This is a genomic window from Paenibacillus pedocola, assembly GCF_031599675.1.
Lineage (GTDB): Bacteria > Bacillota > Bacilli > Paenibacillales > Paenibacillaceae > Paenibacillus_AQ > Paenibacillus_AQ pedocola.
Genome location: NZ_CP134223.1, coordinates 2,063,826 through 2,088,280 on the forward strand (window position 1 = coordinate 2,063,826; position 24,455 = coordinate 2,088,280).

The 24,455-nt window shown below is 37.1% G+C and carries 17 protein-coding genes and 2 pseudogenes; 14 read left to right on the forward strand and 5 right to left on the reverse strand.

Translation table 11 applies throughout. The annotated features are described in order from the left end of the window. The first annotated feature begins 213 nt into the window (after positions 1–213). The 10 genes and pseudogenes from QU597_RS08805 (at position 214) to QU597_RS08850 (ending at position 11,558) form a co-directional block, all read left to right on the forward strand. On the forward strand, positions 214–978 hold the full coding sequence (locus tag QU597_RS08805; protein WP_310832298.1) for a class I SAM-dependent methyltransferase: 765 nt from the start codon (positions 214–216) through the stop codon (positions 976–978). Between the two features lie 142 nt (positions 979–1,120). Further along, positions 1,121–1,684 carry a cob(I)yrinic acid a,c-diamide adenosyltransferase gene (locus QU597_RS08810; RefSeq protein ID WP_310832299.1) on the forward strand — a complete coding sequence of 188 codons (564 nt, stop codon included), beginning with the start codon at positions 1,121–1,123 and terminating at the stop codon, positions 1,682–1,684. Position 1,685: 1 nt separating this feature from the next. Next, entirely contained in the window at positions 1,686–2,726 is a 1,041-nt protein-coding gene (locus QU597_RS08815; protein WP_310832300.1) for an RluA family pseudouridine synthase, read from the forward strand. A gap of 330 nt (positions 2,727–3,056) precedes the next feature. Then, positions 3,057–3,422 carry an arsenate reductase family protein gene (locus QU597_RS08820; protein WP_206103951.1) on the forward strand — a complete coding sequence of 122 codons (366 nt, stop codon included), beginning with the start codon at positions 3,057–3,059 and terminating at the stop codon, positions 3,420–3,422. Between the two features lie 28 nt (positions 3,423–3,450). After that, positions 3,451–3,702: pseudogene (locus QU597_RS08825) on the forward strand (PIN domain-containing protein); the annotation flags it as partial. Between the two features lie 345 nt (positions 3,703–4,047). Further along, positions 4,048–5,406 (forward strand): site-specific integrase, encoded by a 1,359-nt coding sequence (locus QU597_RS08830; protein ID WP_310832301.1) that lies wholly within the window; start codon positions 4,048–4,050, stop codon positions 5,404–5,406. Positions 5,407–5,423: 17 nt separating this feature from the next. Further along, positions 5,424–8,732 carry a MerR family transcriptional regulator gene (locus QU597_RS08835; protein WP_310832302.1) on the forward strand — a complete coding sequence of 1,103 codons (3,309 nt, stop codon included), beginning with the start codon at positions 5,424–5,426 and terminating at the stop codon, positions 8,730–8,732. Continuing rightward, entirely contained in the window at positions 8,732–10,405 is a 1,674-nt protein-coding gene (locus tag QU597_RS08840) for a hypothetical protein (RefSeq protein WP_310832303.1), read from the forward strand. The genes QU597_RS08835 and QU597_RS08840 overlap by 1 nt, the downstream gene beginning before the upstream one ends. A 2-nt stretch (positions 10,406–10,407) precedes the next feature. Then, entirely contained in the window at positions 10,408–11,043 is a 636-nt protein-coding gene (locus tag QU597_RS08845) for a hypothetical protein (RefSeq protein ID WP_310832304.1), read from the forward strand. A 230-nt stretch (positions 11,044–11,273) separates the two neighbouring features. Continuing rightward, entirely contained in the window at positions 11,274–11,558 is a 285-nt protein-coding gene (locus tag QU597_RS08850) for a hypothetical protein (protein ID WP_310832305.1), read from the forward strand. Positions 11,559–11,633: 75 nt separating this feature from the next. Here QU597_RS08850 and QU597_RS08855 read toward each other — a convergent pair whose 3' ends face one another. Next, on the reverse strand, positions 11,634–13,469 hold the full coding sequence (locus QU597_RS08855) for a hypothetical protein (RefSeq protein WP_310832306.1): 1,836 nt from the start codon (positions 13,467–13,469) through the stop codon (positions 11,634–11,636). A 169-nt stretch (positions 13,470–13,638) separates the two neighbouring features. Between QU597_RS08855 and QU597_RS08860 the strand changes: the two genes are divergently transcribed. Continuing rightward, the gene (locus QU597_RS08860; RefSeq protein ID WP_310832307.1) at positions 13,639–14,541 is read left to right on the forward strand and encodes a 5'-3' exonuclease; all 903 of its coding nucleotides are present in this window, start codon (positions 13,639–13,641) and stop codon (positions 14,539–14,541) included. A gap of 87 nt (positions 14,542–14,628) precedes the next feature. Here the strand turns inward: QU597_RS08860 and QU597_RS08865 are convergent, their stop codons facing one another. Then, positions 14,629–15,486 carry a hypothetical protein gene (locus QU597_RS08865; protein WP_310832308.1) on the reverse strand — a complete coding sequence of 286 codons (858 nt, stop codon included), beginning with the start codon at positions 15,484–15,486 and terminating at the stop codon, positions 14,629–14,631. Positions 15,487–15,615: 129 nt separating this feature from the next. Here QU597_RS08865 and QU597_RS28825 point away from each other — a divergent pair. Together QU597_RS28825 and QU597_RS08880 are read left to right on the forward strand one after the other, a co-directional pair. Beyond that, positions 15,616–16,094: pseudogene (locus tag QU597_RS28825) on the forward strand (LuxR C-terminal-related transcriptional regulator); the annotation flags it as partial. A 361-nt stretch (positions 16,095–16,455) separates the two neighbouring features. Then, on the forward strand, positions 16,456–17,490 hold the full coding sequence (locus tag QU597_RS08880; RefSeq protein WP_310832311.1) for a DUF4238 domain-containing protein: 1,035 nt from the start codon (positions 16,456–16,458) through the stop codon (positions 17,488–17,490). Between the two features lie 543 nt (positions 17,491–18,033). Here the strand turns inward: QU597_RS08880 and QU597_RS08885 are convergent. Genes QU597_RS08885 through QU597_RS08895 form a run of 3 tightly spaced genes read right to left on the reverse strand, consistent with a single transcriptional unit; the run spans position 18,034 to position 21,736 of the window. Beyond that, positions 18,034–20,013: a DUF3732 domain-containing protein gene (locus QU597_RS08885; protein WP_310832312.1), complete on the reverse strand. Its 1,980-nt coding sequence runs from the start codon at positions 20,011–20,013 to the stop codon at positions 18,034–18,036. Positions 20,014–20,016: 3 nt separating this feature from the next. Next, positions 20,017–20,514: a three component ABC system middle component gene (locus QU597_RS08890; RefSeq protein ID WP_310832313.1), complete on the reverse strand. Its 498-nt coding sequence runs from the start codon at positions 20,512–20,514 to the stop codon at positions 20,017–20,019. After that, a complete protein-coding gene (locus tag QU597_RS08895; protein WP_310832314.1) occupies positions 20,498–21,736 on the reverse strand; it encodes an ABC-three component system protein in 1,239 nt (412 codons plus the stop codon). Before QU597_RS08895 ends, QU597_RS08890 begins: the two co-directional genes overlap by 17 nt. Before the next feature lie 720 nt (positions 21,737–22,456). On the opposite strand from QU597_RS08895, the gene QU597_RS08900 reads away from it, so the two are divergent. Then, entirely contained in the window at positions 22,457–24,454 is a 1,998-nt protein-coding gene (locus QU597_RS08900) for an ATP-dependent nuclease (RefSeq protein ID WP_310832315.1), read from the forward strand. Position 24,455 lies beyond the last annotated feature (1 nt).

The window sequence follows — 24,455 nt, forward strand, 5'->3', positions numbered from 1 at the left end:
TGACAGGATTGGTAAAGGTTTATTAACCATATTATCCCTGTCCGAAAGAATTGATTGCCTGGGGGCAGCAGAAGGCTGGTGCAGCTGCGTCCAGGGACGGAGAACGCTGGGGTTCCCCGGCCCGATGGCGGTGCGCTGGCGGAGTATTATAATGGAAGCATCTATGGATAAGCGTCCTGAAGTGCGCTGCAAAGAGAAAGAGGATGATAGGGTATGATGAATGCTGAAATACTGCGTGACCCGCAGACAATGGAGCAGCTGTTACTGGAGCCTGCCGGAGCTGTAAATGCCGTAAGCCGAAAAATCTATCCGAAGGACGGCGGATATTATTCGTTTCTTGAAGAAGCGGCGGCAGAGGGGAGCAATAAAAAGTACATGGAGCTGTACAACCGGATTGCCCGCTTTTACCGGCTGTCCAATAAAGCATACTTTGCCCTGAAGTTTGGCGGGGAGCGGAGCTACAGGCAGCAATTTCTCTCCGAGCTTGAACTGCTGGATGGCCAGCATGTGCTGGAAACCTCAGTCGGCAGCGGTGATAATTTCCTGTATCTGAATGCTAAGGTTCAGCTGTACGGTCTGGATATTTCCAGCGGTATGCTTAAGCAGGCTATGCGCAATCTGCGGCGCTGGGGAATGACAGCGGAGCTGTTTCAGGGGGAAGCCGAGGCGCTGCCTTTTCGGGATAATTCCTTTGACTGTGTATATCATGTTGGCGGGATCAATTATTTCAGTGATCCGCTCCGGGCGGTGCTGGAGATGATCCGGGTGGCGAAACCAGGCACGAAGCTGATGATTGCCGATGAGACAGAGAAACTGGTGACAGGAACGTATCAAAAGGTCCCTGTCGTCAAGGAATATTTCGGCCAGCAGAAGGATCTGCCGCAGATTATGAACTGCATTCCGGATGCAATGATGGAGCTTACCTATAAAGAGGTCTGTAAAGGCCTGATGTATTGCATCACCTTCCGCAAACCTTGAAAATACATAGAAGAAGTCCGGTATTTCACGTGTTCAGGCAGTTATTGACATGGCAGAAATGCCGGGCTTCATTTGCCTAATTTGTATAGTTGCGATTAAACTGTAATTATGTGATTAGAGTGTGAGGGGGAGGAAGAGCACCATGGCGATTTATACGCGTACGGGAGATAAAGGAGAGACATCGGTGATCGGCGGCCGGGTAGGCAAGGATGATGTCCGCGTCGAGGCTTACGGCACGATCGATGAGCTGAACAGCTTTGTAGGGCAGGCCCGCAGCCTGATGGAGGATGACAGATTCACCGATGTGCGTGAGCAGCTGCTGGAGATTCAGCATGAGCTGTTTGACTGCGGCTCGGATCTGGCTTTTGTGAAGCTGAGCGAGAATAAATTCAAGGTCAAAAGCGAAATGGCAGAGCGGCTGGAAGGCTGGATTGATCAGCTCCAGGCGGAGAATCCGGTACTGGAACGTTTCATCCTGCCGGGCGGAAGCCATTTATCTTCTGTGCTCCATGTCTGCCGTACAGTCTGCCGGCGTGCGGAACGGCGTGCGGTTACCCTCGGGCGGAGTGCGGATATCAATCCGGAGGCGGTCATCTACCTGAACCGGCTGTCGGACTATTTCTTTGCGCTCGCACGGACGGCAAATACACGGCTGGGGATTGCTGACGTAGAATATGTGCGCAGTAAAAAGGTGTTCCGCAACTAACATGAGCAGCTATTATTCACCGATTACGTATATAGTGCCGCCGCAGGAAGACGGCTGGCTGCTTAAAACCATCCTGCAGAAGCGGATGGATGTCTCCCGCAAGCTGCTGTCCCGGCTCAAGATGACCGAGCAGGGCATCATGCTGAACGGGGAACGTGTCTACATCAGTGTCCGGGTAAGCAGCGGAGACCGGGTGGAAATCCGCATGGAACAGGAAACGTCAGAGGATATTTTGCCGCAGGATATTCCCTTTGACATTCTGTATGAGGATGAGCATCTGCTGGTGGTGAATAAAGCCGCAGGCATCATTGTGCACCCGACTCACGGACATTATACGGATACGCTGGCGAACGGAGTGGTTCATTACTGGGCGGCAAAAGGGGAGCAATACCGCTTCCGTCCGGTCCACCGCCTGGATCAGGAAACCTCCGGAGTGCTGGTGATTGCCAAGAACCCTTACAGCCACCAGCATATTTCCGAGCAGATGATTGCCGGCACGGTAGACAAGCGATACGCCGCCTTCGTGCACGGCGTGCCTGCGCTTCCTGCGGGTGATATCGACGGCCCGATTGACCGGGACCCGGCAGAGCCGCACCGGCGGATCGTGACGCCGGACGGATATCCTTCCTTGACCCGGTACGAGGTCAAGGAGTTTTTCCCGGGCCGCGCAGCCCGGGTCGAGCTGAAGCTGGAGAGCGGACGCACCCATCAGATCCGGGTGCATATGAGCTCGATCGGCTGCCCGCTGATCGGCGACGGCATGTACCGCCACCAGCTGTACGGCCGGGGGCCGGTTGAGGCGGAGCTGGAGGCAGAACTGTTGCCTCCAGCAGAGGACGGGCTGACGCCGGAGGAAGCGGCGCAGCTTGCCCGGATCGCTGAGCTGGATGCGGCAATCCCGCGCCAGGCGCTGCACGCGGTGCGGCTCTCGTTCAAGCACCCGGTAGGGCTTGCCGAGCTGGTCTTCGAAGCGCCGCTGCCGCCTGATATGGCGCTGCTGCAGCAGAAGCTGCGGCAGGAAGCAGGGGCGGAAGCGGAGTGAGCCTCAGGGGTAACGGTAGGCCGACTCGGAATCCATCAAGCAGGGTTGACTAAGTGGAATTTCTGCCACTAATCAGAGTCTATTAAGCGTCTGGAGAGCATTAGGCGGAAAAAGGCCATCTATTTTTAACTATCTGCCTGATACAGAGGGAATTCACCTGAATTAGTTGGAGGATTTCCCGCTAGATCTCCCTATGGAGCGAATCTAAGCGAATTTGGTGGACAATTTCCACCTAGTTACCAAATCTATCGCGGCGCGAATCTTACTTGGAGCCAAAGGCCATTCAACCGGGTTAGTTTCAGTCTTAACTTAATACCGAAGGAGTCAGTTATGAGTCACTTAAAAGTCTATCAATACCCGAAATGCAGCACATGCCGGAGTGCAGTGAAATGGCTGAAGGATCAGGGCCATGAGCTGGAACTGCAGCATATTGCCGAGCAGCCGCCTACAGTAGAGGAGCTGCGTGTGCTGGTGGCGAACAGCGGACTTCCGCTGAAGAAGTTTTTTAATACAAGCGGGGAAGTTTATAAGGAACTTGGGCTGAAGGACAAGCTGGCGGGTCTCAGTGAAGATGAACAGCTTGAGTTGCTGTCCAGCCACGGAATGCTGATCAAACGTCCGGTAGTGACAGACGGCAAGAAAGTCACCGTCGGCTTTAAAGAAGAACAATACGGCGAAGCCTGGAGCAACGCCTAATCTGATTGAATATAAGGAGAGGTTACACATGAGTTCAGCAACAACGGGCCGGGTAATGATCGTCGATGGAATGGCTCTGCTGTTCCGGGCCTTTTATGCAACCTCGTATGGAGGATATATCCGCAAGACAAAGGCCGGTCTGCCGACCAATGCGGTGTACGGGTTTTTGCAGTATTTTTTCGACGCGGTGAGCACGTTCGAGCCTTCCCATGTTGTCTGCTGCTGGGATATGGGCAAAGGCACCTTCCGCACCGAGAAGTATGACGGTTATAAGTCGTCTCTACCTATAACTGAAGTAATGAAGTGAAAACAAGTCGTAAGGTTGGATTGAAGAGTGATAGAGAGAGCTTCTGAAGCTGTTTTTATAATAAATTACTTTATATTTATAAAGAGAGGAATTTGACAGAGAGCGAAAAAAGAATTAAAATCCTTAATTAGGCGGAAGTTATATATCATAATTAATGAACTACTGCTTGTAATAGAATTGAGGAATAGATCTTTCTATTAGTATATTGTTCCCGTCATGCGATAGGAACTCTGTTGACGCAGGTTTAACCAGTGCGCTGGTTAAACTTGCCCCAATAGGGTTCCTTTTTATTTTGCATAAAAGGTGGTGTGGGATTAAATGAGAAGTGTTATAGAGATGAGAGTTAGTCCTGAAATAGAGTTTGGCTATGAGTGCCAATTCATAAAAGAAGAAAAAAAGATTTATGGATTAATAGTGCTTCGGTCCAAGTTGAATAAGAAAGAGTATGTGGTGAGTAGTGTTACACAATTCTTAGCTGAAGAATATATCTGTGTTCATACAGATACCGAAAGAAAGAGGGCCTATCAGCTGATACGGTTTCTAAATTTTTTATTACAAGAAAAGGAGATAAGGTCATTTGCAGAATTAGAAAAATATCATGGAACGGAGTTCTTAAATAGTTTAGGAAGGGATCCAAATAAAATTGGGAAAACCGCAATAGAATCCTACGAGTTTGTTTTATTCAGATTCTATATGTTTCTGATTAACAAAGGGGTATTAAGGGAAGAAATGACTAGAATATTTCTAAAGGATTCAATAACCGGTACAAGAAAAATAAATCCCTTTGGAGTTAGTTATCCCGAAGAGAGGAGGCGAGCGTTACTTCATGATATTCCTGAAGTGTATCTGCCATTATTCCTTAAAATTGCAGAGAAGATAGCAAAGCCAATAGCATTGGGGGTTTACTTGCAAATATATGGTGGAATACGAGTCTCCGAGACGGTTTCCTTGTGTTTAGAGGATACCCGTCTAATGGGCATAGGTGGTGAATATGGTTTTCAAATAGATATTAAAAACGGCTCTATCGAACGCACTGATATAAAAAACCATGCGATTAGTACTGTGAAAAAGGTGCGTACACAACATGTAGACCCTATTGATCCATTTTCGAACCACAACACAGGTCTACGATTATATTATGAGCATATCGAGCTTTATTACTGTAAAGATGCTTTGTTTGTTAATCCCTCTAATTCAAAATATGTAGGAAAAGCAATGACTAGGAAAAATTATGCACGTTATTTTAATAAAGTGAGGGATGAGTTTTGTAAGCAGTTAATGAACTCCAACAGTGCGAGAGAGAGAGAATATGGGGCATATTTGTCAAGGATGAATTGGTCAACACATATTTGTCGTGGAATATTTACTAATATGAAAGCACGAACACTAAAGAATGCTTTTCAAGTTCAATATGCTAGAGGAGATGGGACCCTTGAAGCTGCGATATCATATTATGAGAAAGCTCAATTGATAAAACATCAACGTGAGGCTAGCTTCAATCAGACTGAATTCGTTAGAGATCTAGCTGAACGAAGCAGGTTTAACAAGGAGGAATTAAAGTATGCAATTTCTGAAGCGAAGCAAGTTGTTTTGATGGAGAGTGGCCATGAAGACTTTGGGGATGATAATGCAGGAGAGATGATTTATGAAGACTCCGTTTATGATGAAATATTTTAAATGATTGAGGTGTTAGTGTGAACGAGCATAACAAAAAATATTATACTCCTTATTTAGCGGCAAAACGTATTGGAATACCAGAGAAAGCATTGATGCAATGGATATGGTTGGGGAAAATACCGGAAAGTTATTATTATCAGAGTAAAAATGGATCCGTTTTTTTAAAAAAGTCATATATTGATCAATTGGACGCCTCTATATTTTCATATGATATAAGGATATGCGAAAAAATCAACGATAAGTTTTATTTAACAAGAAAAGAAGTATATGAATTCTATCAATTAAGTCAAAATGAACTTAAAACATTGAGAGATAAAAATATTTTTAAGTCGGATGAGTGCATCCTTTATTGTAGTAACTATTACTATTTTAGAGGTGCAATTGAAAGGATAATAAATAAAGATGCTGAAGTTACAGCAGATTATTACACAACAAAGGAAGTATCGAGTATTTTAAGAATCCCTGAACCAACATTATTTAACTGGAGGAAAATTGGTAAGATTCCGGAAGAGGATTGTTTTATCCATCGGAATCGTTGCTATTATAAAAAAGAAACTGTCCATAGGATGAAAAAAGAAAGAGATATGTTACATGAGGGAACTGAAAACTTCATATTTGCGCAAGATGTATGTGAGGTGTTTAATATTGCACCAACGACACTTATTTATTGGCGTGAAGTTGGTAGATTGTCTTCTAATGACTATGAAATTAGAAATGGTAAGTATTTTTACAAGGCGAGTAAAATAAAAGAGATAGCTGGAGAATTGGAGAGAATAAATTGTAATTATTATAAGGCTACAGAAGCATCAGAAATCTTGCAATTAAATATCAAGACTTTACGAAACTGGTGTAATCGCAGTGGTATTTTTACTAGTTCTGACTATATCGTTTTTTTTGGTGATTACTATTATAAAAAAGATACAATCAACAAATTCTATGAGAAACAAGCAAATGAGTTAGTAGATTATTTCACTGCAAGGGAATTATCGGAACTTTATGGATTTGATGAAAATGCACTTTTCCATTGGATTAATAAGGGATTAATAACAGAGCATGATTGGAAAATTACAACACTTAATTCAACTAAAAAATATTTCTATCGCCCTAAAATTCATAAGATTTTCTGTAGTCAATATAAAGTGAAAAAGTGTACATTTGATATTCGCTCAAAAACAGATTTACCGACCGAATTTAGGTTTTTATTATGCAAAAGTGAGATGTTGGAAATACTGCCCTTCAATATGAATGATTTTCTGAATATCTATGCTAAGGCTGGGTTAATCCAATTATATGAAGTTCGCATCGAGGAAGATGATGAGTATCTTGTAGATTTAATTTATTCATATTCAAATCTGCAACAAATTATTGAATTCATTGATAAAGGTATTTCTCACTTTGAAGCATCGGATGTAATGCGACTAACTCACTCAGCAACGCGACATATATTTGCAAAATCTAATAAATTTGAATCAGCAATGTTTACACATAAAGGTTGGGTCGTAGATAGAAAAAAATTTGAATCTTTCTTGAGTGAATATAAATGGGAGAATGTTGAAAATTTTGTCGATAACTTTTCTAAACTTACATTTGATGAGCAACTACGTTTAAGAATTTCAATGGTACCCTACGATAATCAAAATGAGCAAACTGTTTATTGGTTCACCCAATTTTCATTAATAAAATTAGGAAATGTAAAAGGTGCAACTAGACAAAAACATAGTTTTTGTCTTCAAAGTACTTTGATATTAAGAAAGATACTTAGGTATCTTTCAAAAAAAGAGATTATGGATCTAACTGATGAAGAACTTAGAGAAATCGCATCAAAAGAGGAGATAACTGATCGAGAATATGCTAGCATTCGCTTATTTTGCGAATGGCTTCGTGAAGAAACCTTATGTAGATATCAAAATCCCCTTCCAAAGCTAAAAATCCAAAAAAATAAATCAGAGATTAAAGAATTATATGACCCTAATGAGTACTTGGTTTATTTTGAGTTCATGATGGATGTTGAAAGACATCTATTATATGCCTTAAACTCAAGGGATTATACTTCAGTTTGGGTATTTGTAGGAATGCACATGAATTCTGAATTTAGAGGCGGTGATATTGTCCGTCTACCAAAGGTGCCCCTTGAAACAATTGAAGTTTACTCGTTAGACTTTTTTCTCGACAACCGTTTATCTGCTGTACAAGCGTCAAGCATAATTAAGCAAATGTCTGATTTTCTTAATGACATGGATTTTAATTCAAACAAAACAAACAGTCCCTATATATTTCATGTTCACCCTGAGCATGTATATTGTATGGCCACAGCCTTTGTTATTGCAGAACTACATAGACGACAAACAATTGATAAAGATGACCTTCTAATAAGGACTGGTAATAATAAAAGATTTAGAGAAATTTTAGCATTTGAAGTCAATAAAGAATTATTGAAATCATACAGAAAACAAATCAAGAACGATCCGGATACTTTACCAAGTTTTGAATCTGTGAAGATGAATAGAAGTTTTATTACGTACATGTATCATGGAAATACCTTGAAAAATGTTCATCCGGAACTAGCTACAATGTTCGTAAAAAGAATGAGGGGCCATAAAAAATCAAACACTACTGTCAACTATGTTTTGATGAATCATAAGGACGGTACACTTGACCAAGCTATTATGACCTTATTCAGGCGTGATGGTTTTGGTTGGATTTTCGATACCTTATGTCAGTTGTTAACCAATGATGAATTGCAAACCCCAGCATTACGCACAGCAGAGATTTCACAATTACAAAATAATCTAAGTCTATTTGACCTTGAGACAACAGCTGGTCTCCTTCTTTTGCAGCAAAAGAACGAAGTGATTATAAATTTATTAACAAAAAACAAAGTGCAGATACGTGAATTTGCTTTGAAACTGTTTATGGGCCAACTACCTTCTAGAAAACCTGATTGCTATTGCTACAATGGGAAAGATGTTTGTTCTACACCAACTAAGGATTGTTACACATGCAAGTGGATAATCCCAAAGAAAAATGTTCTTACTACTTTAAGCTTGGAAATTAATCTATCTATCAGTCGAATATTAAACGAGAGTTTAGAACTGATAATAATAAAAGAAGTGAATAAAATTATTAAACTATTAATTCTTATCTCCGAAGCAATTCAATCCTTGGGGAAAGAAGTAGTGAACATCTATCTAGACTTGAATGAATTACGCGCAAAACTTGACTCTATAGATTTTTCTAAGTGGGAGAAGCGAGTTAATTCTATAACCAATGAACACCTTAAGATAATGAATTCAAATAAAAATCTATACCTAGGTGGAGAATTGTAATGAGTATTAATATGGTCAAACAACTGGAGAATGGTAGAGAAGTCGTCTACCCCGTTCAATCTCATGATTTAGACGAGATTGAATACTTACAGATCTTTAATGAATTTGTAGAACAAAATATTATTTTAAGTAGATATGAAGAACAGGTATGGGAAATTAGAACATATATATATTCAAAAAACGTGATTTTCATCAACTTTAAACTCTCTTTACAATGTCGAAGATGGGAGCATCACATCAAGTACTTGGTTCTATTGTATTTACGTCAGAAGTTGAATCCAAGAAGTTTTAAGTTAGGCATAGATATTCTAGTTAAAGTTATCAATACAACGTGGGGACTAGAAGATCCTGAAGCTGCGCGTGGAATAATAGCAAGTGTACCCGAAAACTCCTTTTCATCCGTGCAAGCAAGATTACTTGATTTTCTTGATTTCGTGACAATTGAGGAATCCACAAAACGCATTATATTGCAAATTATTGATTCAAAAGGAAAAATTCTAATTAAACAAAGAGTCTTACCCTTTCTTAATGATATAGTTCAATTTAATCACTGTATTGAACAATTTATTGATGAATGGGATGATGCTGAAAGGATGAAATTTTATCCAGTAGTGCTTTGGTGGAAACTATCAATTATTTTACCAATGAGAGTGACTGAGTTTTGTATAATACCTCTAGATTGCATAAGAAGAAAAGATAGTGAAGCGCTTTTTCTGAAGCCCCAAATTAAAATAAAGTACGCACATATGCAGGGTGTGAAAATTCGTGAAGTTCCTTTTAATAGTGATGAACTATTGAGCTTAGTAGAAGATTATCAGTTATTAACTCAATCGAATTCAGATAGAGAATTTTTGCTTTGCTATAACACCTATGTTGCTTTTAAAGGGGAAAGAAAAAGTGGGGCAAATTCAAAAAATAATGTGATAACTTCTCATATCTTTCGATGTTTGTTAGATGATTTCTATAATGAGATTTATTATAAAAAATATCGATATTCAAATGTACCACTAGATAGAGGTGACCCACAAAGGATGCGACCAGGTGATACTCGTCATTTAGCAATATGCAACATGATGTTTATGGGATTCTCACCAATTTCGATTCGAAACATTGCTGGCCATGAAAGCATCGATGCACAGAATCCTTATGCTGCCCGGATGGATTTGTATGCTCAATCTCGAGTTGTTCAATTAACCGAAGTATATCGCAAGTCAGTGAGACAACTGTGGAGTGGAAATACCCAGAATTTGAACCTGGTGCCTGAGGAATTAAGAGATAGAAGAATATTCAGTAAAGAATTTTTTAAATACTTGTGGGAAAACAAGCATGGAAGCTACTGTTTCTATACTCCTATGGACTGTCCAACCGATGATTGTCGTTACTGCAAATATTTATATATTCCGAAGGAAAGTTGGAAAGAAGCACTACCATGGTTGGCGGAAGAGTCAGATCAGTTAGAAAAAAGCATCCTTTCCATTGTTGAAGCAATGAAGCCTTTAAGAAAATTAATTTCTCAAGAGGATGAGCTTAAGAATAGGGCGGGCGAACTGGATGCACTTGTAAATAAAAAAGCCCAAGTAGATGCTTACCAGTTGGAAATTGAACGTAATATCTGGGAACGTGAATATAGGAACCGTATTGACGAACTAGTGTTTGAAGATGAGGAGGCCTAGGGATGGGAGTGAAGCCAAAATACCCAAAGGAACAATTAAAGTTGTTACTTTATCGGACTAAAAGAGAACACCCTGGAAGGGAATTGAACCCGTATAATCTAGCTAAATTGACAAACGTACCACTCAGTATTTGGCGTGATCGTATGAAACCGGAGATTGAGCTTATAAACGATGCTCAATATATTGATGATTTCGGAATGCTTAAGCCTCCAGAAGAGTTACCGTTTCCAATAGTTAATTATTTTGCAGAATTCTCCTTCCTTCTTAAGAAAGGGGACAATGAAGGGGCTTTAACTCTCGCAAGAGAATTAAGTATTCTGCATTTAAAGATGCTAAATGAAATATACGATTTAAACCAACGAAATAAGACGAATTTAGAATTGGATATTCAAAAAGAAAAGTTAGAGCTACTGACAAAGCAGTTTAAAGCTTCAACAGAATCCTATCAGAAGAATTTGGAATCCCTAAATAAGAAATCGTTGGAGTGGGAGCAGAAATATAAAGATTTGGCTGTGAGGGCTACCCGAAATATTCGAAAGTCTAAAAATGATAATGTGATAGAACTAGCACCATTTACGAAAGATCCTTTAACTGCGGCAAAAATCAAATCTACCATTCTTGATGGGACAATAACTTGAAAGAGAATATAGAGATTCAAATAAACGGTGATATTTCTTAAAAAATTGGAATTGCAACATAATTAAATTCATTGAAATTATAGAATTTATTAGATATGAACATTAATATATATTTGAAATGAATGAGATATAAACATACCATACTGATATCATAGAGCTTAGAATAAGAGGGATACCTTATCTGCATCAAAGACTAATTAAGTAAATTTAAATGGGGCGGTGATAATCTTATGGTAAATTCGAAAGTCAGTCACATGTTGAATAAGCCCTATATTAGAGAGGTTATCAGTGAACTTAGACTAAGAGGGCATGATGATGATCATGCTAAAGAAATTTTAATTAAATACTATAGACCTTTAAAGAGAAGATTTGGTTTTGAACCGAATGCTTATGATTTTGCAAAAGAAATAGATTATCTTCATAAAACTGTAAATCGCCCTTACGCCCCGTTGGATTCTAATCAGATATTTATAGGACATTTAAAAAGCAGATTAAATCTAAGAATTGATAAATAAAAATTTGCTCAGGGGTAAGTAAGTAGTAATGAGATATTAGATTTACGAAATAAATCGGCACTTAGAGTCGGTTCCTCAATCCGTTCTCTTCAAGAGCTGATCATATAAAAAGAAAATGGGATACTCTCGAAAAGTATCTTGGATATCCTTATCCAGCTTTTGAAAGGCAAAAACCGCCTCCTGCTTGCTGCCTAACAACACATTTATGCTGAAATGAAGGCTAGTATATTCGTTGAATGAATACAAATATTTAAAGTTGATTAGACATTCTATATCGGAATCATCGATATATTCGTTTTTTCTTTTGATAATTTGAATTTCATTAACTTTTACAATAGCTGCTTCGAAAGAATTGGGATCGCATGCCGGGCTAATATAATATTTACCTATAATATATTCTGCTAAGTCTAAAAAAGAATCATTAATTGTAATATCATAAGCCCTTATACAATTTAAATAAAACTGATTTGAAAAAGCTCGTGTGGCCTCACTTATAAAAGGATCACAATTATCGAAGGAGTCCTTAATCATTTGAAAGTTAAGATTAATTGAATAGGCAAGTGAATCTAAGCCTAATAATATATATAGGCTATTTGGATAAGATTTATTTGCTGATTCATCTTTAATAAATATTAATCCTTTTCCATTGAACGCTTCATCTGAGAAGACGTTAACAATTTTCTTCTCATTTCCTGGATTATAAAACAAAACAACCAATTTGTTACCTAATCTATAGTTAAAAACAGTGATAGGCTTTTTGTTAGGTATGTTTAATCTTTCAAGATTGTTATATAAATAAAATTCCACTAAATAAGCCAACTGCATGAATATATCTTTTTTCGGATCGATTTGCTTTATATAAGCATCTGCTGAGATATTTAGTTCCGTAAAGACTTTTTGTAGGTCAAGGATCAAATGTTCTCTAGCCTTAATATTATTCATGAACCGTGTTTTTTTAGGTGCATCTTCAAATTCTAGAGTCTCTTCATTCCAGGGCACAATAAGATTTGTAAGGACAGATTTCATGAAGTCTATTATTTTCAACTGTGAATTAAGTGTTCTGAAATTTGATAAGTTGAAACTCATTTTGTTCGTTCCGCGTCGATGTGTAATTTTTAATACGTCTTCAAAATCACGATAAACAAATTTACTGTCTTCCGTAGTCTTTATCTTAAAGGAATATGACTTGTTACCTATTATCATAATTTCTTGTTTTTCCTCTGCCAATTCTGTAAAACGTCCTACCTGTAAAGGAACCAAAATATCATATGTCTCATCTTTCCCATATACAAAAAAATCATGTTCAAACATATTATTTGTTGCCGTATTAATTGGATCATAAGTTAAACTACTCAGAATGTATTGGGAATATATAGATCCAGTATTTCTATTACTTTCTATAAGTGCAAGTGGTTGTTGTTTTTGTTCATAGAGGAACTTTGCACAAACAGTTTTCAGATCACTCTCCTCTAAAGAACGTAACAGTATGGATTTTGATTTTTTATTTTTAGGATCGTTCTTAATAAGAGTAAACAATTCTTGAGGAAGCAATTGTTTATAATAAATTTTAGAAGTGCATTTACCATTCAAATCCGTTATTAATTCAACTACAAAAAGAAGAACGCCACTTTGTTTGTAAAAATTTTTGTAATGCTTGAGTGGCAAAGAGAATGTGCGAGTATTACCGGAAAAATTCGATACTTCTTTTCCTTTCACTTGAACAGGGACCTTACCTGAAAATGCTTCTACACGTTCAGTGTGGTCTAAGAACACAGTTATTTCTCCATCAAAAGAAACTCCTTTGTCCCCTTCTTTAAGATCTGGAACTAGTCCTGAAAAAGGAAGATTAGCTTCGTCATTAACCGCTTTAATTGCAAATCTTTCAATTTGATTTGAATTTAATTTTCTCATACTGATCTCCCAGAAAAAGTATAATAGATTACCTAACGGATAAAAGTCGAGACGTGAAATCCATAGGTAGTACCGCTGGTAAATGAAGGGTTGGATACTATAACGTTATCATGATAATATAAATAAGAAATAATAAATATTAAGATGATTTGGAATTGGAGAGATTATTTTGACAGATATAAATAAAAGAGTGATGCTTGTTGATGGAATGGCTCTGCTTTTTAGAGCGTTTTATGCAACTGCATCTTCAGGATATATAAGAAAAACTAAGGCAGGATTGCCTACAAATGCGGTGTATGGATTTCTGCAATATTTTTTCGATGCAGTTAATACTTTTAATCCTACGCATGTTATTTGTTGCTGGGATATGGGCAGCAGCACTTTTCGAACTGAAAACTATAGCCAGTACAAACAAAATCGTTCGGAAGCTCCGCTTGAATTAAGACCACAATTCGATATAGTTAAAGAAGTGGTCAAAGAAATGGGAGTTCCTAATATTGGTCTAGTTGGGTATGAAGCTGATGATTGCATAGGGACACTATCTAATATACTTCAGAACGATTCGGAAGTGTATATATTGACTGGTGACCACGACATGCTTCAGCTGATTACTGAACAAGTTAAAGTTGTAATTATGAATAAAGGAAGATCCAATTACACGTTATATGATTTAGATACCCTGTTTGCAACTAAGCAATTGACTCCGTTACAAATTATTGATTTGAAAGCATTTATGGGGGACACCTCGGATAATTATCCTGGAGTTAAGGGTATTGGTGAAAAAACGGCACTTAAATTAATTGGTGAGTTCAAAACCATTGAGGGATGTCTCGAATGTCTTGAAATGCTGCCTAAAAGTATTAAAAAGAAAATTGAAGATAATTTAGATATGTTACACCTCTCAAGAGACTTAGCGCGAATTCGTTTGGATGTACCTATAGAGTGTAGGTTAGAAGAGTGCCTATGGGATTTACGCCATGAGGCAGCTACAAGGAAATTCGAAGAGCTGGAATTTGGCGGTCTTGTTAAATTACTAGGTGAAGCAGAAATTAAAAATGCTTTAAAAGCATAAAGAGTAGACAGTGATTTTAAAGTAGAGGATAGAGACACCGTCAGTGTATCTCTATCCTCTCTTTTTATTTTTAGCTGATTCTGAATCTCAGTTGTTTCTGCTCTGATACTCAACAGCTTTAATCCGCTGAATTAATCGTTGTTCTAAGTCATCTGCATTACTCCAAACGATTGTATTGATTTGAGCTACATCAAAATGTTTATTTCCAAAATCCTCCTCATTACAAGATAATATAACAGGTTTTTTTAGTCCCATTGCATATCCTGCTTCAAGATAAACCCCTGTTTTTTGTTGAGTAATGTCTGCTATAACCATAGTACTCTTCTGTAATTCAATAAATATTTCAGGAACAATAAAGTTGTTATGTTCTTTTATATCGATAAGTACAGGAATGTATTTACATTTATTTATTGCTCTAATAATAGCTTCTCTTGCACTTCTCATATCTTTATTAAATGACATAGCAATGAAGATGCTCTTTTGAATCTTGTTTTCAAGAATAATTTCATGGATATCTAACTGATCAGTAATAATTTCATTTAGTATATTCATATTCTTTTGTGAGTAATAATTAGGATTACCTTTTTGACTAACAGTAGCCATTGCAACTAGAAATTCAAAAGGAGATTGTTGTTTGAGAAAATCCCATATCTCGATGAATCTGTATGCATAATATGGCTCCTGAGCTTCATAACTGAACTGTTCAATTCTATCAAACTTGCTTATTTCAAGCCCAAGAGCATTCATAATTAAAACCATACTATGAACAGAAAACTCAAGAAAATCCCACCTGAAATCTTCTTGAGACTCGTCATCCAAATAATGATTTGCGAATTGTTTGTCTGTATCATATTTTGTATCAAAAGCATTAATAGTACAGATTTTAAAACTGTGTAACAATTCATCTTTGTCTCTATATGATTCTAACTGGTGCCTTAAATTCATTTACTAGTTCCCCCTTTTGTTCTTCTACTCTTGCTCTTTTATTATATTATATAGATAGTTAATAACCCAGGGAGATAATATGAGTAGTTGGCAAGAAATGAAGTGCAAAACTTATCTACGTATAAAGCCGTGCCAGTTATGGGCGGCCTGGAAACCATGCAGGAATTAAAGAAGCAAGGCTCTACAATACCGGTAATTATCCTCACGACTTACAACGAAGATGATCTAATGATAAGTGGACTGGCTATAGGAGCGAAAGGTTAATTATTAAAAGATACCAGCCGGGAGAATCTGGTTCGGAAATATTGAATCGGCAGTCCGAGGGGAAACCCTGCTTTCGGCAGATCTTATGAAACGCGTAATTGCAGCCAGAGTTCAGGAGAAAAGGGGAGCCCTTGCTCCTAATGAAGCTTCTTCCTTAACCGAAAAAGAGACACTTATTCTGCAGGCTGTTGCCCAGGGTTACAAAAGTAAAGCGATTGCTTCCGATATGAGCATCTCCGAGCGCACGGTAAAGGCCCATTTAACGACCATCTTAAAAAACTTGGAGTGGAATCACGGTCTCAGGCGGTGCTGTTGCATTGGAGAGAGGCATTCTTGAGATTTAATGAAGAAATATAACATTCTATTATGTTTACATAGACCAGTCACTTGTCAATTGATTAAAACCAGATGACTTATATAATACTGATAAGATGTCTTATTGAAGTTTAGTAAATGTTCCTAGCAGCATTAGCTATGCCGACAATTTCAAACTAAACCTCGGTTGCTCAAGGCTTGATACGTATTCGACCTTTACAAGTCACTATGGTCTATAGTTCGAATACGGTATTGAGCATCTGATGATTTTTAAATGTTAGAACATGGGGATCTGGCGGCCACCGTGAATTTACTCTTACAACTGGTAAATAATATATGGTAATATAATGTAATGAATACTAATTATTAATATTGATTTAAGGAGATTAGATGGTGAAACAATTTTCAGCTAAACAACATGTTATTCCTGCAAGTTACATTGGGAATTTTTCTGAAAATATTTATACTCCAACCCGGAAGAGTGTTGTACTAGTAAAAAGAGATGAAAAAGAATTATATAGTACTCAGGCAGAAAACATAGGAATGAAGAAAAATATATATACAATTAATTCTGAAGGACTTGGTCCAAAAGATTATATAGATAAAACATGGGAATATGTTGAGACAAATCTTCCTAAGGCAATTAGTCTTCTCGCTAAGCACACAGACTCTTACTATTTTGATGCAATAATTTGGAGTACAGTTATAGTACCATTTATCTCACAATTATTTATTAGAGAAATGGAGTACTCTGTTTATCTGGAAGAAAGAGCTCCTTGGTTAAAGGATATTCTAGAATTTGATAAATCCAAATTAAAAGACAATTCCAATATTAATAGGCTAATTGATTATCAAATTAATTGTGGCTTGTTGGTGGATGCAGAATGGAAACTGATTCATAATAGTACTAATATTCCTTTAATTACAAATGACCGGGGATATGGTGTATTTGATGCAAGACATAGTGGTGGACCCATGGGATATATTATTCCAATTAATAAAAAAATGTTGATAATGATTGCTAAAAAACGATTGGAAATCGAAACAACGAGTGTTTATGGAACGAAAGATACTCCGGAGGTAGTTTTCCCACAGGGAAAAATATTCGACGAGAGAATTGTTAGAGGCTTTAATGGCAGCATGGCAAGCTGTGCGAGAAGTGAGATCTATGGCGCAGAGGAACAAGTTATAATGGATGCTTGGAGCTCTAGAGAATTGAAATTCAAAATTAATATAGGGGGACCCACTCTTATACAACAAAAGCATTTGAGTGATATGGATATGATTACTTATTTTGGTGAATTCCTTGATTTGCTTCCGTTATCAGCTGAAATGAGAAAAGGGGCTTTTGGAGGAAAAGAAGTATATATCTTAGAAGGAAAAGACGGAAAAAAGATAAAAGCATTAGGTTTTAAAGATTTATAAAATCCATCTTTCTGTGTACTATGTTTTTGAACTCTGCTCTCCAACTGTAAATGGACAAGAACATAGTCCGTAAGAGTCCGCGCCAAGCGCGGATTTTCTGTACTATGGGGTTAAATGATTAATAAAAAAGGTTTCGTCGATCCTCAGACGAAACCTTTCTTATTACATGATTTTGATTTTAAAGTAACTTACTCATTGTGGAAAGAGCATATTCATTACCCGTTGTTTACGGACCTAAACAGCTGTCTGCAGCAGGGCCCGTAACCGGTTGCTCCAATGAAGGAAAGCAATGAGGCTTGGTTTCAGTGCAGATGACAAATGATGCATAGTTACGCACTTAACTGATTCCGTTTCTGAAGTTGAAAAAGTTTAATAAGAAGATTATATTGGTATTTACTCATTTACTTAACGGTAATTTGCAAATAAAAAATAATGGCTAAAGCTTGTGTCTATGCAGTTTTGGGAGTCCATTTATACGCTTAGTCTTGAATTAGAGCTAACAATGACATATAATTGGTTCTTTTTTAATTGGCTTAATTAGACTTAATTTATCCATTCCAATGGTATTAATTTTTCATTCTCTCCACGCCATTCACAGACTTCATGAACTCCCTCTATGCCTCCATAGATACTCTTATCTGCATGCTCTAATACAATTACCTGAAAAGCATTCTTTGAGTCTGAGAGAGCCTGTGACAAGGTCTTGAAGATTTTTTTAACCGCTATTTGGTCCTCATCATTATTAAGTTTAGGATCTAAATCCTTTTCATTTTCTTTGGCAGCCAATTTTTGAGGGAAATATACTTGACTGGGTTGGTCATACACGATGAAATTTGGAACAGGTGAATGGTTTTGTTTATTAAAGAAAAGTTGAAACGCGAGAGTAACTGATATATGGTATGCTAGCCAGTTAGAGCCGCTACCAATTTCCCATAAGTAATCATCACGTCCATCTGTACCGGTTACAATCACAGTTAAGTTTTCGTAATCGATTTTTACGGGATCATTTGGTCTTTCTGAGTCTAGGAGAGGGAGTAATTTAATTGTATATCCCTCTATTGTTCTTAATGCAGCTTTCACTCTCTGAATTATTGCATTTTCATTTACTTGAGCTCTCAGAACCCCAAGACGTTCGTTCAAATTAGCAATCGCTAACGAAAGCTGGCTGTCAGAACCGAGTGTTTCAAATGTTTCACTAGCGTATTGAACTTGGCCGAGAAATCTCGATATGTTTTCCATGGTATATTTTTCATCGGCTGAAGAATTTCTTATGCTACTTTGTATTCTTATTCGCTTTTGAACTGCTGTAAGTTGTTCTGAAAGTTTATCTATTTCTGTTTTTACACTTTCATATTCACGTTCAAAAGCAGCAGGGATTTTATTCGTATAGCCAGATTCTTCTTCAAGTTGAGTTAGACTATTATAAAACTTGCTGATTTGATCCTTAGGATGATTTTCTGAAAATCCAAAAATAGGACAACTATCTTCATCTTCAGTCAAGCTTCTAAGCCATTTTGAAATATTAAGCCGTTCAATTTGTATTGTTAAGGATTCTCTGTAATCTTCTATACTATCCATTAATTGACTCATTTCAGTATACCTATTTTTGAAGGAAGACAGTTTGAGGGAAATCTCACTTTCTTCTCTTCGTAATGCAACAATTTCTCGTGAAGAAGCTTGTATATTTCTATTCAATATTGAAGAGTCTGAAGCTTTCTTTTCTGAAATTGAAGAAAGGATCTCAAGTTGTTCATCGAAGCTTAACACTCCCAAATTATTTCTAACTTCTACAAGTCCAAGTTCCTCTGCTGCCGATAGCCAACCGCTGATTTCAATTTTCCATTTTTCTGCAACATCCTTTAACTTACTGAGATCTTTTTCTTTACGTCGTAGCTCTCTTAAGAGAACATTGATTTCTTGACGTTTTGCTAAAAGATCTGGAGTTACAGCTCCTAATATGTATGGGAAGATATTAATTAGTTTTGTTCTGTGATCTGTAGTGTCTGCCTTATAAAATAAGGTATCAGCATTTGCAACAATATTTTGCGGCTGAAAACAGAAGGCCATTAAATCTCTAAAGGATGGGCGTCCAAAATAATTGTTAGTTGTATCTGACTCAATTTCAAGAAATGAAAGTGATGCTTGCTCATCCAGATATTTTTTCACAGAATCTCTTGTAGTATTTTTATGTGGGGTAGGCGGAACAGTAACTTGTTCACCTTCTAAAACAAACATTTCATCTGTTGATTTATTAAGACCTGGTTCGCGTCGGGCAAGTAGGATTTGTTTATCATTCGTTTGAATGATTATACCAAACCAACTGCAAGCATTTCTTATCGTTTTAACAGGAATATGACAAGAACCAGAGGCAAGACAATAATCGATGATTGGAACTATTGCAGATTTACCTGTACGAGAGGCGCCGGTAATAATATTGATTTTTCCTAATTCGAATTCAATTTCTTTTGGCTTGAGGTCACTTTTTTTAGGCCAAAGAATTAACTTTTTTATTTGGAAATTCATTTTTTAAAACCTCACTTTCATTATCTGAGAGACTTCATGTAAGGTTAGTTGAGAACACCAATAACCTAGTTTTTCAGAGGCTTTTCCTAGCTTGAGAATATTTTTAGGCTCGTTTTTGCGCTCGGTTGTTGAAATTGGAAAGACAAGAGCATTTTCGTAATCCAAGGATATTAAAGAGGCATAGATACTTACTCTAATAGAAGTCAAAGTGAGGTTTTTCATATTTGAACTACTAACATGCACCTGAGATATAACATCATTTTTTAGTATTTTTGTGGAAAGAAATTTATTGGAAAACTGTCTTAATCCAGATGCTTTTTGAGTTCCGTTAATTTGTTCAACCAAATCCTCCCGGAAAATTATTGGAAGCACAACGAATAATAAAGGAAAAGGCACAAATGAAGAATTATTACTATAATAACCTCGTACAAAATTCCAGATAATATAGGCTCCGAAAGCGGGATTTTGAACATATTGAATTTCTTTATTCAGCTGACTCATTATTTTCACTTCCAGTCTTGAGTAATTGATTGTAGGTGGGATGCCAACCAATCTTCAAAATATCAGAAAGTGAATGATAACATCCCGGTGTGAAAAAACTAGGTGCAGCAAGATTATCAATACTAATTGAATCATCTTTACACTGCAAATAAAGTAATTTACCTTGACCTTCAGCTGTGAGGTTAGTTGATGTTAAATTTATAATGTTTTTTTTAGTTTTCCATTTCTTTATTAAATCTTCTTGGAAATTCAAAATGCTAACTTCGCTAATGTCTCCTCGTTTAGCCCACAGTGTCCTATTTGTAGATGCTCTTAAATAATCACTAATTGCTTCTAATTTTTCATCATAATCGCATTCAACCAGATTAAGTTGATCAATATATCTTCGGAATGCATTATATTCATGTTGAATTTGTTGATCAGTAGGGCGAGGTGCTAGTTCTCTGAGACTCAAATTTTGATTGAAATGTCTTGTGATGGCTACAAGTTGCGCCTTATATTCTTTGTATGTAATTGCCATTGCTTTGCCTGCTTCTATTTGCTCTGCAGTTTTTCTATCTATCCAACCGAGCATAGAATCGAATACATTCTCCATAATGTCATCATGAATGGTGGCCTTTTGACAAAAAGAGTTGAAAATAAAGGCTGTATGGGTGGTTTCAATTGTCTGTACTTTGAATTTCTCGATAATTTTTGTGGCAAATGATTTATTTTCAGCACTAAAAAAATGTCGAACATATAGTGAGTATTTGCTTCCAAGTTCTAATTCATTACCTTGAGCATCGTAGAACTCCCGTCTTGATGTTTCCCAAATATCCTCAGCGTCTTCTAAAGTATTAGCATCATGATACAAACTTGAGATATTTCCTTTTCTATTTGCAGCAACGAATAGTTTAAAGGTAGTATTCTCAGTTTGAAGCTCTTTATCTTTAACCGCAATTAGCCAATTAAAAAGCGTTTTCCAAAAGTCAGCAGAGCGATCTGTCAAAGGATTGTTTTTTGAGAGGACACTTTTTAATTGAATTGCATCGGTTGTACCATCCTCTCTTTCAATGGCTACGTCCTCCAATACCTCAATACTTACAACATCATTACCAGAACAACTTAATAACTCATAGAGCACATGTCTTACCTGAAGCGAATAAGCATATACTTTGTCTGGGACATGGGTATTTGATAGATTTATTTCTTTTTCTTCATTATTATTTTGACTGTTACTCACGGCCTTCCACTCCTTAAATAGGTAAATCGTAGTAAAGTAACTTACTAAGACATATTAGAAAATAATTCTTATGAACCTTGATTTTACCAATATGATTATATGGTATCATCTGGAATACAAAATCTCAATCTACATATGGTGAACAAAATAATTTAAAGATAGTGGAGGAGGTAAGAAGGGGATGAGGCGTATTTGATATTGGTTTCTTACTGTTGTAGAAAATAGGATGATGTCGAAAAAATTAATCAGGAGAATAATTGTAGAAATCTGTTTAAGTTATTTAAACGGGTTTTGTTAGTATGCCTAGAGTGGAAGTTATCCATTGTGATAGTGCTGAAAGAGGCTGGAGAGCGCCTACTATTAGCAAAGGCCGACAACGATAACCTGAGCAACTGCAGGATATGCTGAAGCTATAGAGATTCGTTGTATGTATAGTAAGAATATAGTTATAATCGTTTATTCTCACATCATAGAAGGCTCAAACCGTTTCTTTATATAGTATTTTCTATTAACCTGACATCATTGGTGTCACGTTCCTCTTACTAGTACATTAAATATAATCAGTCCATCTTTTAATGCTTAGTAAAACTACCAATAAAAAAGGAACTAATAGGAAATTGTCGAAATGAATACGTAGGCTTAGAATATGTATTCCAAAAGACACGGGGTTATTTGGTATTTAGAAAGCTATAATTTTGATTTTAAAAGGGAGAGAGTGCTATGCAGATTTCAATGCTACATTTAAAAAACTTTAGAAGTTTTGGAAATGACAGTAAACCTATACTTTTCAATAAGCTTTCGGGTTTTATTGGGGAAAACTCCGCAGGAAAAACTGCTTTAATTCATGGCCTGGTCAAACTATTTGGTGTAACTTCAAATGAGCGTAAATTAGAAAAGTCGGATTTCCATATCCCTAAACAAGTCAACCTTGAAAGCATAAAAGAACTTAGTTTAACAATTGAGGCCAAAATCGAATTCCCAGAACTGGCGGACAATAATAATGATCCATTGATTCGAGCTACAATTCCTCAATTTATTAATCAATTGGTTATTCGAAATATGGGGGATGCGCCCTATCTACGAGCTAGATTAGTGGGGAAGTGGATTGCTGATAATACACCTGAAGGAGAAATTGAACAAAAATTATACTTCATTACTGTAGCAGAGGGAATTGAAGAGACTGATGAAAATTTCGTGCCAGTCACACCACACCAACGCTCTACCATTCAAGTTATTTACGTTCCCGCTGTAAGAGAACCTTCTGCTCAACTACGAAATGCCTCGGGAACAATCTTATGGCGGATTTTAAATAACGTCTCATGGCCAGATAATATGAATGATTCAATTAAAACAAAAATGGAGCCTGTAAATAAATTATTTGATGATGTGGATGGCGTTGCGCAAATTAGAAGTGTAATCGGAGAGGAGTGGAAGAAATACCATAAAGATGCTAGGTACCAAGATGCAAAACTGCAATTTAGCAGCTCCACACTTGCTTCGATTCTCAAGAAGATTGAAGTATCATTTTCACCAACTCAAGATCAAGGTGAATATAGTGTTGAGAAACTTGGAGACGGTCTTAGATCTTTGTTTTATCTATCAATGGTATCCTCTTTACTTGAAGCAGAAATTAAGATTAATGGGAAATCCAGTGCATCTCTTACCCTTCTCGCAGTAGAAGAACCAGAGAATCATATTTCGCCGCACCTTTTAGGAAGAGTAATGGAAAATTTAAAAGATATTTCTTCTAAGCCTAATGCACAAGTTGTATTAACTTCGCATAGTGCTTCAATCGTTAAACGAGTCGATCCAGAGAACTTAGCACACCTGAGAATAGATCAGGCAAGTTTTACTACAGTAGTGAAAAGTGTGACTTTACCTAAAAAAACTTCGGAAGCCTTTACATACATAAAAGAAGCAGTCAGAGCCTATCCTGAAATTTATTTTTCTCGATTGGTAATTTTAGGCGAAGGAGATACTGAAGAGATTATAATTCCTAAGGTTCTTTCAGTTTATGGTATACATCCTGACGATTATGGAATCGCGATTGTTCCTCTTGGCGGAAGACATGTTAACCATATGTGGAAACTACTCAATGAATTAGATATTCCTCATGTTACTTTATTGGATTTGGATCGAGAACGGGGCGGTGGTGGTTGGAGTCGAATAAAATATGCCATTAAGCAATTACTACTAAATGGTCGAGATCGTAATGAATTGCTTAAAGTGACTACAGGAGTTCTAACGGATGATCAGCTTGAAGAAATGGATGAATACCTAATGACCCCGGATATGTTGAAAAATAGTATGGAGCCATGGCTAAACAGATTAATGGAAGATAAATATAATGTATTTTATTCAGCACCTCTGGACTTAGATTTTCTCATGCTTGAAACATTTCCTGAAGCTTATAAAAAAACGGTACCACGAGGACCGAATATTCCTGATCCTAAATCTCATCCTGAAAAGTATAGAGAGAAAATCAGTGAAGGTATTACTGCATCTTTAAAGAGCAAAGAAGCCATAGGGTTTACTTATACCCCGGAACAGCATGAGTTCATGGTATGGTATAATACCTTGTTTCTTGGACGAAGTAAGCCGAGTACACATATTGAAGCTTTATTAAATATTAATGACTCGGACCTAATGAGTTCTATGCCTAAAACGTTTGAATTGCTCGTTACAAGGATAAAAGATTTATTGCAAAGGAATGAATAAG